Genomic DNA, 16377 nt, shown 5'->3' with positions numbered 1-16377 from the left:
GAGGAAGCTCCGCGACCACCATATATGACTCGGCGCACGACGCCAATAGCGCATGCAAGGAATCATCAATTCATGGACCCCGTAAAAAGCGGCGAATCGTAATTTTTGGGCCCAAAGAGAAAGTTGAAGCGTAGCGCACAGGAAAGCCGAATGATCCAGCGTCTTGTATTGGAAGAAATTTCCCTATCTTTTTGGGTTGAATCAAGACCATTGACAAATCGAGTAACCACCAAATGAAGCAATTCTGGTTTTTAATTTTCCCATTTTTTCTTTTCAGCCAAATCGCGTTGCCTGCTGCAATGGGCCAGACCCGCGGTGAAACGCCTCAAAACAGCATGCGGTTCGCGGCTGAAGTTGATCCGGCCCTTGCTGAAGTAATGTTGACAAAAGATGCCGTGATAATTGGAGAAGTGGAAAAATTTTTCTTCGTATCGCCAACGAACGGGTTTGGCTCGAAATATCAAATGGTCAGTGAGCCAACGAATAAGGCTTATGGGCTTGTAAGAAATTTCGAAGTGTTATCCGCGAATAAGAGGGCTAGGAAAAGATTGCGCAAACCGTTTTACATAGGCGTGATCTCCCCGGCAGAAATTAAGTTGTATGAAGGTCGCAAGGTGTTTTTGCTTAATGTGTTCGATGGCCCGGAAAGCGATGCTTTAGATCGACAGTCATTTCATCTTCTTGACGACCCATTGCCAATTTCACGCGCAGCTATTGCAAGGGCTTCGGCCGAGGCAGCCGCCAAGCCACCATATACCTGGAGAAAATGATGGAGCAGCCATTTTTCGATACACGAATTCTTATTGATCCGGCGACAGTTTTATATACGCCCGGTCAAATAGTATCCTATTCGTTTCTGATGGCCGCGCCCATCTATGAGGGCCATCCAGAACTATCTGCCCTTCAAGCTGGATTCAAGCCGTTTTCGCCTGAGCAAAGGATTTTGGTAAGAAGAATCCTTGACGAAATTGAGTCTATCACCACGCTAAAGTTTGTAGAGGCAGATCGGGCTGACCCTACAACTACGCCAATCCGTTTCGGAAACGTAAGCCAAACAATTAATGGCGGCCAGAATATACAGTTCCCGCCGAATTCAACGGTCAATGATATCTACATTACGAACGATCCTGCAGCCGCCGACTCGGATATTCGAATTGGAAAAAAAGGAGTTGAGACGCTGATTCATGAAATCCTTCATTCTCTCGGTCTAAAGCATCCATTTGACGGGGGCATTAGTTCGGGCACAGAGAGGCGCTCTACCTCTGTAATGTCCTATACGTCCTCATATTACAGTAAAGAAATCTCTGCGATAACGCCCCTCATACACGATGTTGATGCCCTCCAAGCTATTTATGGATCCAATTCGACCTTTTCCCTTGGATCGAATAATTATTCTTTTTCGGAAGAAACGGCGCCGACCGATTTTAATGGGATAAGAGATTTTGAAATTTTTCGCGCTCAAAGGAAAAGCATTTGGGACACCGGAGGTATTGATACGTTAGACGCAAGTCTTTATAAAAACGACTCAGTCTATATTTCGCTCGTACCAGGAAGTCTGAGTTCAATCGGCGCTACCTACAACATTGGAATATCCAGCGGGTCTGTAATTGAAAATGCCATCGGCGGCGCAAAAGCCGACAAGATTATTGGAAATGATTTTAGCAATAATTTAAATGGAGGCTTGGGGAACGACACGCTGAGCGGCGGCTCAGGTAAAGACCAATACATTTTCAACGGCGCTTACGGAAAAGATGTAGTTTACGATGCGGACGTTGATAGTATTCTGAATTTCGGAGGCACCGTTCTGAGTGGAAATGCCAAAGCCATTGGTGGAAAGTTGGAGTGGCTTTTGAAGGTTGGTGCTCAGCAATTTGTGCTGCGTATCTTTGGTGATGCTGAACACACAAATCTTTTAATAAATAAAAAAGGAGATAACACAAATTCGGTTACCGTTGCTGATTTTGATTTGGAAAAGGCCTTTGCTAGCCAGGTTAATGGGATTAAGCTAGAGCGTCCCGCTGTGACGATAAAGAAAAAAATTAGCGCGTCTCCATATTTTGACCCGGAATATACCGCAAGTGCAGGCCAAATTAAAATAGGCAACGGCGGCGGCGACTTCTTCACCGCGTTCTTGAGTTTGCCGGTTCTATCTAGCGGAAAATTGGTTTTTTCCTTGGAAGGCTCTTCTGCTGGAAATTATCAAATAACAACAGGAGACCTAACACTCCCTGCCGACGGCGCCGAAATTGATTTGTCCCGCGGAATGAGTCAAGCGAGCTTTATGTTGCATCATGTTGGCGGGGCGGACGACGGTACCGTTTCTTTGCATGTTTCGTATGTCGACAGCGATGGCACTATCGCTTCATCTCAGTCTTGGCAGATTTCGCCAACTGAGCTACTGACAGCGTCAAGAACGTTCTTTGGAGATCAGCGAGCATTGATAAGCGGGGTTGAGATTCCGCAGAACGGTGCCGTCTACAACACCTATGACTGGAGTCAAGTCTCTTGGGCAAGCAATGGGGACCTAGTCGGCGGGAAGTCTGAGCCAGACTTCAATGATGTCATTTTCGGCAGCGCTGGGAATGATGTAGTCAAAGGCCTTGGCGGGAATGACGCATTGGACGGCCGAGCAGGTAACGACAGCATTGAAGGCGGGGCTGGGGACGACCTTCTCGGTGGAGGGGCTGGGTCGGACACCCTGCACGGCGGCGCTGGTAACGACTATATCTTTGGCGCGACTGGTATCAATATACCGCTGCGTTACGGCCCCGACGACAGCTGGCACCCTCCGACCGGCGAGCCGGTTGTAATTCAAGGCAGCAATTGGGGTATCTACACTGAAGCCAATGGAGACTATGCAGTAAGCGGTGGTGGATTTCTCCCGATGGACACGGACGGAGATGTCGCCTACGGAGAGGCCGGCAATGATCGTATTGTTGGCGGTTTTGGCGCGGACTATCTTGATGGCGGAGCTGACAACGACGTATTAACAGGCCACGGTGGCGACGATGTCCTTTTAGGCGGTGCCGGTCACGACTATTTGAACGGCGACGGAATTAAGAAGCTGGACCGCTATGAATCCCTGGACGCAGCTTTACATGGAAGCGATTTCCTAGACGGTGGCACTGGCAACGACACACTTTTAGGCGGAGGAAGGGATGACGTTCTCTTTGGTGGCGCCGATGACGACATGCTTTGGGGTGACGACTCCGATGCTGAAAAATTGCCTGGCATTTATCATGGCGCGGACTATTTGAATGGGGAGGGTGGAAACGACCAAGCCATCGGCGGAGGCAAGGACGACACTCTTTACGGCGGAGCCGGCAACGACACGCTCGTAGGAGATTCTGAGGACGAGTCTAAGTTGGGAGGTGCGTTTCACGGAAATGACTATTTGGATGGCGGTGCGGACGACGACTTCCTGGTCGGCGGCGGCAAAGATGACACCTTGTACGGTGGGATGGGCAACGACAACCTCAGCGGAGATGACAGCCAACAACACCTTGCAGGCGAGTTTCATGGCGCCGATTTGCTCGATGGCGGGGAGGGCAATGATCAACTTGTCGGGGGTGGCGGAGATGACTCGCTCCTAGGCGGAAAAGGAACCGATGCGCTGTACGGTGACGACAGTGAAACACAGTTCATCGCCAGCTCTTTTCACGGAAACGACTATCTCGACGGAGGCGAGGGAAACGACCAATTGCGCGGCGGTGGCGGCAATGACACCCTGGTCGGTGGCAAAGGGTCTGACACTTTAGAGGGCGGGTCGGGCGATGACCGATACGTGATCAGCAGTGCCGACGTTGACGCGGATGCCGCGACCGTCGAAGTTGTAGACGATTTTCTCGGCATCAACGTCGTAGCGTTCGACAGCGAGGTTACAGCAGTAGGCGGGACTGGCGGGGACCTAGTTGTTGCAATAGGCGCCCCAGAGGATCACCGCTACGTCTTACTCAAAGGCGGGTACGTCGGTGGCATCGGCAACATCGAGATTAACGGATACTCTCGGTCGATCGCACAATGGCTCCAGGAAAACTCTTCGTCGAGTGTCAACCTTACTGCACAAGCCAGTCAGACCTTGTATGGCGCAGCCGGAGATGACACATTAACGGCGGCCGGCAGCGGCGTCGCGTTATATGGCGGCGCAGGGTTCGACACTTTCGACTTGAGCGAGGTTAACACTGTTGGTGGTGTGACGATTGACCTGCACAGCGGTGATGGCCGCGACAGCATGAATGCCTCGTTGCAACAGGATACAGTCGGTCGCGAATTGGTGAGTCTCCGATTCACGCAAGGCGTTGCAAGATCCAGCTTACGCTTGTTTAAGCAGGGCACGACCAACGGTCCCAAGTTTGGCCTGTCGTACGGTAGCGAAGGTGACGTGATCTACTTCACCGGCGATCAGGATTCCGGTAGCAAGCGCCCCTTTGACGTAGTTGCGTTGGCTGATGGGTCCTCGGTTACCTGGGAGCAGCTTCAAGCCGAGGGAGTTGTGGTGAATCTGCCTGAAGACGCCGGCAATTTTGACGGCTCCGGGACTTTCTATGCGGACCGCATCGTTGGCCGTATTGCTGCCGACTCAATCGATGCATTGTCGGGAGACGACATCATCGATGGGGCTGCCGGGAACGACACCGTTGACGGTGGACTCGGCAGCGACGTTTTCCTGTTTGGAGTTGGTGATGGACAAGACATTGTCGTCCAGTCCGCCAGGCAGGTCGGCGATCAAGATGTTCTGAAGTTTAAATCCGACGTGTCCCTAGCGGACGTGGTCTTCGTGCGTTCTGGTGACAATCTGGTTGCTCGAATCCTTACCAGTTCGGATACCGCGATCACTGTGCTCGGCGCTTTCACAACCAATGCTTTGCATCACGTTGAGTTTGCAGACGGGACATCCATAGCGCTTGCCAATTTGCCTCTCTCGCAGGCACAGGAGCAGGCGACGATCGGTAACGACACGATCTATCTGGATTCCTCGGGACAGGCGATCGATGCACTAGCAGGAGATGATCTTGTGTACGGTGGCAGCGGGAACGATTCCATCTTGGGAAGTTCGGGCACTGACACTTTGTACGGTGGTGCGGGCGACGACCACCTGAATGGCGGCGACGGCGACAATGACGTGCTCTATGGCGAAGCAGGGGACGACGTGTTGCATGACACACGCGCCTATCGCATATTTGGGGGTGACGGAAACGACGTCATCACAGGGTCAGCGCAAGAGGTGAATGCTGGAAGCGGCAATGATATTGTCGACGCTATTGCACCCACCATCGACTTGGGCCGAGGCAATGATACCTACGTTGTGCGGCCTTCATTCAGTGCCGCTACCAGCGGCACCACGTACCTCAACGCCACAACCATCGCCGGAGAAACGAAGACGATTCGATTTGCTGACGGACTCCGCCTCAGTGATTTGACCGTCCACGCGGTTGGCTCTGACCTTCAAATCAAGGTTCGGAATTCTTCGATCACGCTCGTGTTGTCAGGGTTTATGGATTTCTCCTTGCCCTCGCAACAGCTATTTCGGTTTACGTTCGAAGCGGATCCAGGAGCGGACTACAGCTACTCTGATTTCTATGCTTTGGGTAACACCCCTACAGCGGGCGACGACTGGATACGAGGGGCGGCCTTTGGAGAAAGTATCAATGGGCTTGCCGGCGATGACACCATCTTCGGCTACGGCGGCGACGACACGTTGGAGGGCGGCAGCGGCAACGACATCATCTTGGGTGGCGACGGCGACGACCTACTTATAGCCGGATCTGGTTCTGACACGCTCAGTGGCGGGGCTGGAACAGACACATACAAGGTGTCTCGAACTGGGGGCTACGCCGTCATATCTGAGCAGATGTCCTGTGACGCGGACATCATCCTGTTCGACACAGATGTGTCTCCCGATGATGTTCGCGTGCGGCATCAGCCAACGATGCACGGAACTACCGCCGTTGACCATGACATCGTCCTTGAAGTAGTCGACAGCGTGAGCGGTAGCGTCATTAACACAGTAGTAGTGACCAATGGGTTCGCCACAGCGGTCAGCGCAGGCGGAATCGGCAGCGTACGCTTTGCAGGTCATCCAAGTGTTATTTGGACCTCGGAAATGATTCGTACCGCGGCGCTGAGCGGCGGACAAAAGAACGATGTGCTGCTCGGCTTCCAAGGCCGCAATGATGTCATTGCAGGCCAGGAAGGCGATGATTCGCTCAGCGGCTTCGGTGGCGACGACATTTTGTTTGGCGGAAACGGCGCGGATACCTTGCGCGGCGGTGATGGCGATGACTTGCTTGAAGGGGGCGTAGGAGACGACCTGTTGTATGGTGATCTGGGCTCAGACACCTATCACTTAGGTAACGGCTCTGGCTTTGATCGCATCTACGAATCAGGACATTCAGGCATACCGGCTATGGACACCGTGCGCTTTTCCAGCAATGTCCAACCCACACACATTTCACTGCAGCGGCACGGGAACGACCTTGTCATTCTGAACAACGCGACGCTTGACCAAGCTTGGGTGGTCTCGTATTTCAGCGGGTCGGGTGACAGCAAGATTGAGCGAATCGAATTTTTTGACGGTACCGTATGGGACGCTGCAGACATTGCAGCAAAAACTGCGTTCGGCACGGCGAACACGATGACAGGTGGCGCCGGCAACGACAACTATGTTGTTGACAACGTCGATGACGCAATCATCGAAGGCGTAGGCCAGGGCATCGATAGCGTTTCCTCGTCGGTCACATGGACCGCGAGTGCGAACGTTGAGAACGTCACATTGACAGGAGGGCTGCGCATCGATGTCACTGGCAACGCGCTCAACAATGTGCTGATCGGAAATGCAGCAGGCAATGTACTTACAGGCGGCGGCGGGGTCGATACCCTGATCGGTGGCGCCGGGGACGACTCCTACTACGGTGCGAGGTTCATTACAGAACTCGCGGGCGAAGGAATAGACACGGTCTACCAGACTGAGGATTACACCCTCGGCGCCAACCTCGAGAACCTTACGCTGATCGGCTCTAGCTCCTTTTCGCAAACGGCCACCGGAAACGACTTGGACAACGTAATCATCGGTCGTGCGGATAGGTTTGACACGTTGGACGGCGGGCTCGGCGCTGACACGATGATTGGTGGGCAAGGAGCGACTTTTCGAGTCGACAATGTAGGCGATGTACTTATTCTGAACAGTGTGTTGACGACCTACTCGATTGTCCAAAGTGCGGTGAATTGGACACTGGGGTCCCAGATGGATGAGCTGCGCCTTCTCGGCGGAAGTTCTGCCACGACAGCCTATGGAAACAATAAGGACAATCTGTTGTTCGGGAACCAGAACAGCAACGTGCTCTATGGCTACGCTGGCAAGGACCGCATATACGGGGGCACCGGCGCTGCCACTTTCTACGGTGGCACAGGTGACGACACCTACTATGTCGACGGCGGCCTTCGAAATCAAGTGCGGGTTAGGTCGAACGGTGCTGCGATGTCCGTTGACCGGGCCTACATCGAGTCGCCGAGCCTGAACAATAAGACGGTGGTTGAGCTCGCTGGCGAAGGGATCGATCTTGTCTACAGCATTTACGACTACACACTGACCGACAACGTAGAGAACCTCAAGCTCGAGAGTTTTAACGACTATTCGGCGGGCGCCAATACGCTGCGCTATGCATTAGTGGGAACAGGAAATGCACTAAACAACGTTATTTCCGGCAATGCAGGAAACAATGTGTTGGATGGCAAGGCTGGTTTCGACACACTCGAAGGCGGTGATGGGAACGACAGCTACTATGTAGACAGCGTTGGCGATGTCATCGTCGAGTCCAGCGGCTACGACATCGTTTACAGCTCAATCAGTTACACCTTGGGCGCGGCACTTGAGCAACTGGTGCTCATCGGCTCGGATGAAGTTTCCGGGCAGGGCAACGCAATGGATAACACGCTGGACGGATCCCAAAACAGCGCGTCGAACGTCCTGAGCGGTGGCACCGGCGATGACACCTATTTGTTGGGCCTGGGAGACACCATTGTGGAACTGGCCGGGGGAGGTACGGACACCGTTCGTTCTTTCGAGACGATAAGTTTGAGCATCTTCGACAACGTTGAGAATGCGACGCTTCTCGGATCGAGTGCTGCCAGTGCTACTGGCAATGCGGGGAGTAACCGTCTTGATGGCCTTCAGAATATCGCGGCTAACGTTCTGGCTGGCGGTGGCGGCGACGATACCTATATCGTCGGTACGGGCGATACGGTGCTGGAGGCGGTCGGCCAAGGGACCGACACAGTGATTGCGGACGGCTCTTACACTCTTGGTGCCAACTTGGAGAATTTGACGCTCACCGGTGCTGGAACTGCGACCGGAAACGCGCTCGACAACGTTGTCACGGCAGGTGCCTCTGGCTCGACGCTTGACGGCGGAGCTGGCGCGGATCGTTTGGTCGGAGGAAGCTACGCGAACTTGACCTTCGTGGTCGATAACGTCGGCGACTCGATCGAAGTGAACACCGCGAGCCAGCCGCACGCGGTGCGCAGTTCGATCTCCTACGTTCTGGCCGCCAACAATCTTTTCAACAATCTGACGTTGACAGGCAGTGCTGATATTGACGCCACTGGCAACGCGCTCGCCAACGCGTTGACTGGAAATGCCGGCAGCAATCTGCTGAACGGTGGCGCCGGCGACGACATCATGGCCGGCGGCGGCGGCGATGATACCTACGTGGTGGACAGCTTCGGAGATGTTGTCGATGAATCTGTGGGTCAGGGGACGGACTCTGTACAGAGCAGTGTGAGTTACGGGCTGGGAGTAGCTCTGGAAAATCTTACGCTGACTGGTGCAGCATCCATCAATGGCACCGGAAACGATCTAGCCAATATGCTCACGGGAAACGCCGGGGCAAATTTGCTAGACGGTAGGATGGGGGCAGACACCATGGTCGGCGGTGGTGGCGACGACACTTATGTGGTGGATGACCAGGCAGATGTGGTCGCAGAGCTGGGTGGCGGTGGCATCGATCTCGTGCAATCCTTGGTGACCTACACGCTCGCCGCCAACGTTGAGCACCTGACGTTGACGGGCTTATCAAACATCGACGGGACAGGCAACAGCTTAGCGAACTGGCTCAACGGCAATGTTGGAAACAACGTGCTGGATGGCGGGTTCGGCGTCGATACGATGACCGGCGGAGCCGGCGATGATATTTACGTTGTCGACAGTGCGGCCGACATCGTCGTCGAAGGCGCGGATGGCGGTTTCGATACCGTGCAAGCACTTGCCTCCTACCAACTGGCTGCGAACGTTGAGAGCCTGACCTTGCTCGGCTCATCCGATGTTGATGGTGCCGGCAACGCCGGCAACAACGTCCTTCGTGGAAATACGGGTAACAACGTTCTTGTTGGCGGCGCGGGCAATGACACAATACTCGGCGGCGCAGGGAACGACACTGTTCGCTATGAACTTGGCGATGGCGACGATTTCGTAGATAACCGCGGATCGGTTTTGGGCGAAACTGACGACATCGAATTCGGGATTGGCATCCTCGCGAGCGAGACGACGTTTACATCGCAAGACGATGATTTGATCGTGCATATGGCAGGTGGATTGGGAACCGTCACAGTTGCTGGATTCTTCTCCAACGCGGGCAACGAGCGGCTGTTGTTTCAAGGCGGTGTCATTTACACGCGTGCCAATCTTCCGCTTTCACGCGGAACGGAAGGCGACGATGCGCTGGTACTTACCAGTGCGAATGACGTAGTCGACACACTTGGGGGCAATGACTTCGTTGATGGCGCGGCCGGAGAAGACAGCTTGGCGGGTGGCACCGGCGACGACACACTCGTGGGCGGCGCCGGGAACGATTCGCTAAGCGGCGGCACAGGAGACGATCTGCTCGCTGGAAATCAGGGTAACGACGTCTACGTGTACAACGCGGGGGACGGATTTGACGTGATCGACAACCAGGGCGCACTTGCCACCGATGTCGATGATTTGGTCCTCGGCCCGAGCGTTATCGAAACCACGACAACCTTCTACAGAGAAGGCGATGATCTGCGTATCGGATTTTATGATTCGCAGGACGGAATTCGCGTCCTCAACTTCTTCACGGGGTCGAGTGTGCAGCGGATTGTTTTCGCTTCTGGCACGGTATATACCAAGGACAACCTCCCCAATTCTTCGACCCATACAGTAGTCGGTACCGAGAACGATGACTATCTGTTCGGCAGCGCGGAGGACGAAACGATTCTCGGATTGGGTGGTGACGATAACCTGGCTGGGAATGGCGGTAACGACACGCTTGATGGGGGCGCGGGAGGCAACAACCTCAATGGTGGTGCGGGTCGGGATACCTATCGGATTGCGAAGTACGGCGACGGCCAGCATGTCTACGCACAAGCAACGGGGGATGGTGACATCATCGAGTTCGGCGCCGGAGTACTGCCCGAAAACCTTGTCGCGTATGACACCTATGAGTATGTCGACGGCGAGCGCCATCCTGGCACCAGTCTAATCCTTCACATCGTTAATGCGTCGGATCGATCGATCACGAACTCTTTGAGCATTGACAGCTTTTTTTCGTCAGGGTCGGGCTTTGCTGGGATCGGAAAGTTTCGGTTCACCGATGCGCCGGAGATCGTTTGGACTCCGGCCGATATTCTGGCGCTTTTCCCGAGCTCGGGCGACGACCATCTCATCAGGGGCGTCAATGGTGACTATGTTGATGCAGGCGAAGGCAACGACTATGTCGACGGGGGGGCGGCGACTGACGAACTCTTCGGCGGTGCGGGCGAAGACACCCTGCTTGGCGGGGCCGGTCAAGATTACCTTTACGGGGGCGATGGCGACGACCAACTCCATGGCGGCGAAGGCGTTGACTATCTGACCGGCGACGCGGGCATCGACACGCTCGCCGGCGGGGAAGGCGACGACGTCTACATGGTGGGTGACTCGTTTGACCAGATCATCGAACTCTCGGGCGAAGGTCTCGACACCGTGTACGCCACTGCTTCCTACGTCTTGGGTGCGAATGTCGAGACCCTTTATCTCCAGGGAGAAGGGAATCTCGATGGGACCGGCAACGCTTCCGACAATCACATCTACGGAACCGATGGAGACAACGTTCTTAATGGAGGAGCGGGTGCTGACACGCTGTCCGGAGGGGGTGGCCACGACACTTATATCGTCGACAACGTGGGTGACGTCGTGGACGACTATGACGGATCAGTCGATCTGGTGATTTCGAGCGTGTCGTGGAACCAGGGCGACTACATATTCGACCAAGACTTGACGCTGTCCGGAACGGCGGACATCGATGGCAGGGGGAGCGGCGGCGCCAATCGGATTACCGGGAACAGTGGCAACAATGTTCTAGACGGTTACCAAGGAGCCGACACCCTCGTCGGTGGTCTAGGAAACGATACCTATATCGTGGACAACGCGAGCGACACGATCATCGAAGAGATCAACTCGGGCATCGATACAGTTCGCACATCTGTTGCGTGGGTACTTGGCGACAATCTGGAGAATTTGGAGCTGGTCGGGTATGTGTCGCAGGGCACAGGAAACGCCGCCGACAACCTAATCAGAGGCAGCTTCGGATCCAGCACGATCGATGGCGGCGCCGGCGCAGACACCATGCTTGGGGGCGCAGGAGATGACACTTACGTTGTTGATCAGGTAGGCGATGTTGTTATTGAGGCGGCTGGGGAAGGTAACGACGCCGTCAGGGCAGCAGTCAGCTATGCGCTTACTGCCAATGTTGAGAGTTTGACGTTGACCGGCTCAGCAGACAACGACGCGACCGGGACATCTGCGAACAATTTCCTCTACGGAAACAGCGGGAGCAACGTCCTGAACGGCGGTATCGGCAACGACTACATGGCTGGAGGTGTCGGCGACGACACTTATGTTGTGGATGCAACTGGAGATACGGTCTTCGAAGCTGCGAGCGCCGGCGTCGACTCCGTGCTCTCTAGCGTGTCCTACACGCTGACATCCAATGTTGAGAATCTGATTCTCACGGGCAGTAACTCTGTGAATGCAACCGGAAATGCGCTGGCGAACGTGCTAAACGGCAATTCGGCTGCAAATTCACTCAATGGAGCAGCAGGTGCCGACACGATGGCCGGTGGTGCGGGCAATGATGTTTATGTGGTCGAAAGCTCCGGAGACGTCGTCAGCGAGAACGAGTCCGAAGGGATAGATCTTGTCCAGGCTGCAATCACATACAGCTTAGCCGCGAATATCGAGAACTTAACGCTGACGGGCACAGGCAACCTTAATGGCACCGGCAACGAACTTGACAATGTCTTGGTTGGAAACGCGGGCAACAACGTGCTGTCGGGCGACGCTGGCGCAGACTCGATGAGCGGCGGTGCCGGCAACGATACCTATGTGGTCGATGACCTAGGTGATACGGTAACGGAGGCGTCAGCTTCTGGTACCGACACGGTCCAGTCTTCGGTCGACTACACACTAAGCGCTAACGTCGAAAATCTGACTCTCACAGGGTTGGCTAATCTTGTCGGTACCGGGAATACGTTGGCGAATAATTTGGTCGGCGGTGTTGGCGACAACGTCCTGAATGGCGGCGCAGGCGCGGATACGATGGCCGGAGGGCTCGGCGACGACACCTACGTTGTAGACAACTCGGCGGACGTCGTCACCGAGGGGGCCGGCGGGGGAACGGACACGGTGCAGTCCAGCGTTACTTTCGCCGCGAGCGCCAACGTCGAGAATCTGATACTGACTGGCACCGCTGCGATCAATGCGACGGGAAATACGCTGGCAAACTTCCTCACCGGGAACGGCGGAGCTAACACGATCGACGGGGGCGCAGGTGCTGACACGATGTCTGGAGGCGCTGGCAACGACGTGTACGTCGTCGACAATGTCGGCGATGTGGTTGTCGAACTGGCTAGTGGCGGCACGGACACCGTTCAGTCCAGCGTGACCTACACGCTCAGCGCCGAAGTGGAAAAATTGACTTTGACGGGGACCGGGGGGATTGGCGCGACGGGCAACGGCTTGGCCAACACGCTGACCGGAAACGCCGGCAACAACACTCTCAACGGTGATGTTGGTAACGATACGATGATCGGCGGTGCTGGTAATGACACCTACGTCGTGGACGCGGCAGGTGATGTGGTCACCGAACTGGACGCCGAAGGAACTGACACGGTCCAGTCTTCAGTCACCTACGTACTCGGTAACTTCGTCGAGAACCTCACACTGACGGGCTCTGGCGATGTGAACGGCACGGGCAACGCGTTGGCCAACAGCATTGTTGGCAACGCCGGCAATAACCTGCTCAATGGGGGCGCCGGCACAGACACTATGGCTGGTGGGCTCGGCGACGACACTTACGTGGTGGATGTAGCCACAGACGTAGTCACTGAAGCCGCTAATGGCGGTACGGATACCGTGCAGACTGCATTGAGCTACACATTGGGCGCCAACGTCGAGAACCTGTTGCTGACGGGCTCGGCTGCAATGACTGGCACTGGCAATGGACTGGCCAATGTGTTGACTGGTAACAGCGCAGACAACACTCTTAACGGCGGTGTGGGCGCGGACACCATGGTCGGTGGCGCGGGCAATGACACATACGTTGTGGACAACATCGGCGATGTGGTGACGGAAAACGGCGGTGCCGGAACCGATCTGGTGCAGTCGAGTGTGACCTATGCGATCAGCGCCAACATCGAGGCATTGATGCTAACGGGAACCGCGGCGATCAACGCGACTGGCAATGCCACGGCCAACACGCTCACCGGCAACAGTGGCGCCAACACGCTCGATGGCGGCGCGGGTGCAGACACAATGGTGGGTGGGGCCGGCAACGACATCTATGTCGTCGACAGTGCGGCAGACGTGGTCACTGAACTGGCCAGTGAGGGAACGGACATGGTCCAGTCGTCGGTCAACCATACCTTGGCTGCGAATGTCGAAAGCCTGACGCTCACGGGCACGAGTGCGATCAACGGAACAGGCAACACGACCGCCAATGCGCTCACCGGCAATGCGATGGCCAACACATTGGACGGCGGGGCGGGCAACGACTCGTTGGTGGGCGGACTCGGAAACGACGTCTACCTGCTGGGGCGAGGCTACGGTGTCGATCAGATCACCGAGAACGACAGCACGGCGTCAAACAACGATACAGCCAGATTTGCAGCCGATGTCGCCAACGACCAGTTGTGGTTCCGAAAGGTCGGCAACAACCTGGAGGTAAGCATCATCGGCACGAGCGACCAGTTCTTGATCAACAACTGGTATCTTGGCAATGACTATCACGTCGAGACTTTTAAGTCCGGCAACAACAAGACCTTGAGTGACACGCAGGTTCAGAACCTGGTGCAGGCGATGGCAGCGTTTTCACCACCGGCGGCGGAACAGACCACCTTGCCCGCCGCTTACTCAACAGCACTCGCGCCGACCATCGCGGCCAATTGGCAATGAAGGGAGCCGGCGCAAGAAAACGCTTCCTGTTTGTCCACCAGAATTTTCCCGGCCAGTTTGTGCATCTGGCCGGGGCACTGGCGCGCGACGGTCACGAGGTAGTCGCTCTTGGCATTGAGGGACGCGAGGTGCCCGGCGTGCGCTACTTTCGCTACAAGCCTGCCATCCCGAAGGTGCGAAGCTCCGCGCCCCTGATGCGCGATGTGGAGGTCAAGCTGATAAGGGCCGCCGCCTGTGCCGCTGCGATGCAAAAGCTGGATGCAGCAGGCTTTCGCCCGGATGTGATCGTGGCCCATCCCGGTTGGGGTGAGCCACTTTTTTGCAAGGACGTTTGGCCCGCGGCGCGACTGATAGTCTTTGCCGAATTTTTTTACAATGCCGAGGGCGCCGACTACAACTTCGACCCGGAGTTCTCTACGGACAGTGCTGCGGCAAGATCCTCATTGCGTATGAAGAACACTGCGCTGTTGCATGCGCTGCACGCTTGCGATGCGGCGTACGCGCCGACTGCGTGGCAGCATAGCCAACTGCCGTCAGAGTACCGACACAAGGCAGCTGTCATCTTCGACGGCATCGATACGGAGCGGGTGAAGCCGGATCCCGAAGCTTCGTTGACCCTCCCGGGGAGCGGCATCACGCTGAGCCCCGCAGACGAGGTGGTGACGTTCGTCAATCGGAACCTTGAGCCTTACCGTGGCTTTCACACGTTCATGCGCTCCCTGCCTATGATCATGAAAGCTCGTCCCCATGCGCATTGCGTCATCGTCGGTCGCGACGATGTGAGCTACGGGCGTCGGTCGGCGACCGGCAGCACATGGCGTGAAGTCATGCTCAAAGAGGTGGGGGATCAACTGCCGATGGGCCGTGTCCATTTCGTGGGCGGACTGCCCTATGCCGAGTATCTCAAGGTGCTTCAGGTATCGACTTGTCATGTCTATCTAACTTATCCGTTCGTGCTCGGATGGAGTTGCGTGGAAGCCTTGAGCGCGGGATGCGCGGTGGTCGGCAGCGATACTGGCCCTGTAAGGGAAGTCATCGAGCATGGCCGAACGGGCTTGCTTGTCGATTTTTTTGATGCCGAGGCTGTCGCTAAGCAGGTAGTCGAAGTGATGAGCGATCCGCGAAGTTTTAAGTCGCTAGGGTCCGCAGGACGCGACCAAGCACAAAGCCGCTACGATCTTCAGGCAGTCTGTTTGCCCACGCTTCGAGCAATGGTAGAGGAGCATGCGTAAGTCAGGATCCAAGGACACCGCGGTAAGCAAACAGCCATCCCATCTTGACGAAGCGATGCCACCCCGGCCGGCGGGCTAGACTTCGGCTGTCGGCCAATACGTTGGTGAACCATCCTGCGGCTAGACAGCCAGATAGTGCCTGATTGAAGGCCCGCAGATTCAGATACTGCGGCAGCATTGTTGGCCACAGGCCCCGTATAACCTTGCGACGACTCAAGACTTTTTGGTCTTGCGCACGGCCAGGTCGTGGACGTCACCATCGTCGCTGGTACAACGCCCGTGACCAATCTGCTGCTGTTACCTCAAGCCCCAGGGCAATGAGCACGACACGCCGGCTAAGGCTGCTGGATGGCCCGCATTGGTGCGACGCTTACCGTTCTTGCTAACGGTGGCTTCAACTCGATCGCATCCCTCAAGCCACGGTCTACCGCGAACTTTGTAGCACCCCCTCGGACTCCAGTTTTTCGTAGCTTCGGGGTAGTTGCCTTCTACGCAAATTGTGTCGAAGGCGCCGCGAAACTTCTGCCGCGCAAACCCTAGGCGCTGGCCGTCACCATTGGGCGAGTTCACGGTTCGGGCGGGTAGGGCTAAACCGGCAGGATACATGGCGGTCCTGCCCAAGCCTCTTTATGGTTATGTCGCAATCGGCACCGATTTCCGTGGCAGCCTGGCAGTGTTGGCGGGCCAAGTCGGCGGGCG

At 55.9% G+C, this 16377-nt stretch carries 3 protein-coding genes; all 3 read left to right on the top strand.

The window, feature by feature from the left end; genetic code table 11:
- Window positions 1-233 precede the first annotated feature (233 nt).
- The 3 genes from QTI51_RS37495 to QTI51_RS37485 are packed head-to-tail and all read left to right on the top strand — an operon-like array spanning window position 234 to window position 15678.
- Complete coding sequence (locus tag QTI51_RS37495) at window positions 234-770, top strand: hypothetical protein (RefSeq protein WP_286517719.1); 537 nt, start codon at window positions 234-236, stop codon at window positions 768-770.
- On the top strand, window positions 770-14446 hold the full coding sequence (locus tag QTI51_RS37490) for a calcium-binding protein (protein ID WP_286517720.1): 13677 nt from the start codon (window positions 770-772) through the stop codon (window positions 14444-14446). The genes QTI51_RS37495 and QTI51_RS37490 overlap by 1 nt, the downstream gene beginning before the upstream one ends.
- Window positions 14443-15678, top strand: coding sequence for a glycosyltransferase (locus tag QTI51_RS37485; RefSeq protein ID WP_286517721.1), 1236 nt, complete (start codon window positions 14443-14445; stop codon window positions 15676-15678). Before QTI51_RS37490 ends, QTI51_RS37485 begins: the two co-directional genes overlap by 4 nt.
- Window positions 15679-16377: the final 699 nt, after the last annotated feature.

The sequence above is a fragment of the Variovorax sp. J22G73 genome (assembly GCF_030317035.1).
Taxonomy (GTDB): domain Bacteria; phylum Pseudomonadota; class Gammaproteobacteria; order Burkholderiales; family Burkholderiaceae_C; genus Variovorax.
Note: the sequence above shows the minus strand (reverse complement) of the source record. Positions and strands in the feature narration are given on the sequence as shown.

What these genes read in the sequence shown, in the direction of transcription:
- QTI51_RS37495 (WP_286517719.1), top strand. Translation starts at nt 234, where the DNA reads ATGAAGCAATTCTGGTTTTTAATTTTCCCATTTTTTCTTTTCAGCCAA.
- QTI51_RS37490 (WP_286517720.1), top strand. Translation starts at nt 770, where the DNA reads ATGGAGCAGCCATTTTTCGATACACGAATTCTTATTGATCCGGCGACA.
- QTI51_RS37485 (WP_286517721.1), top strand. Translation starts at nt 14,443, where the DNA reads ATGAAGGGAGCCGGCGCAAGAAAACGCTTCCTGTTTGTCCACCAGAAT.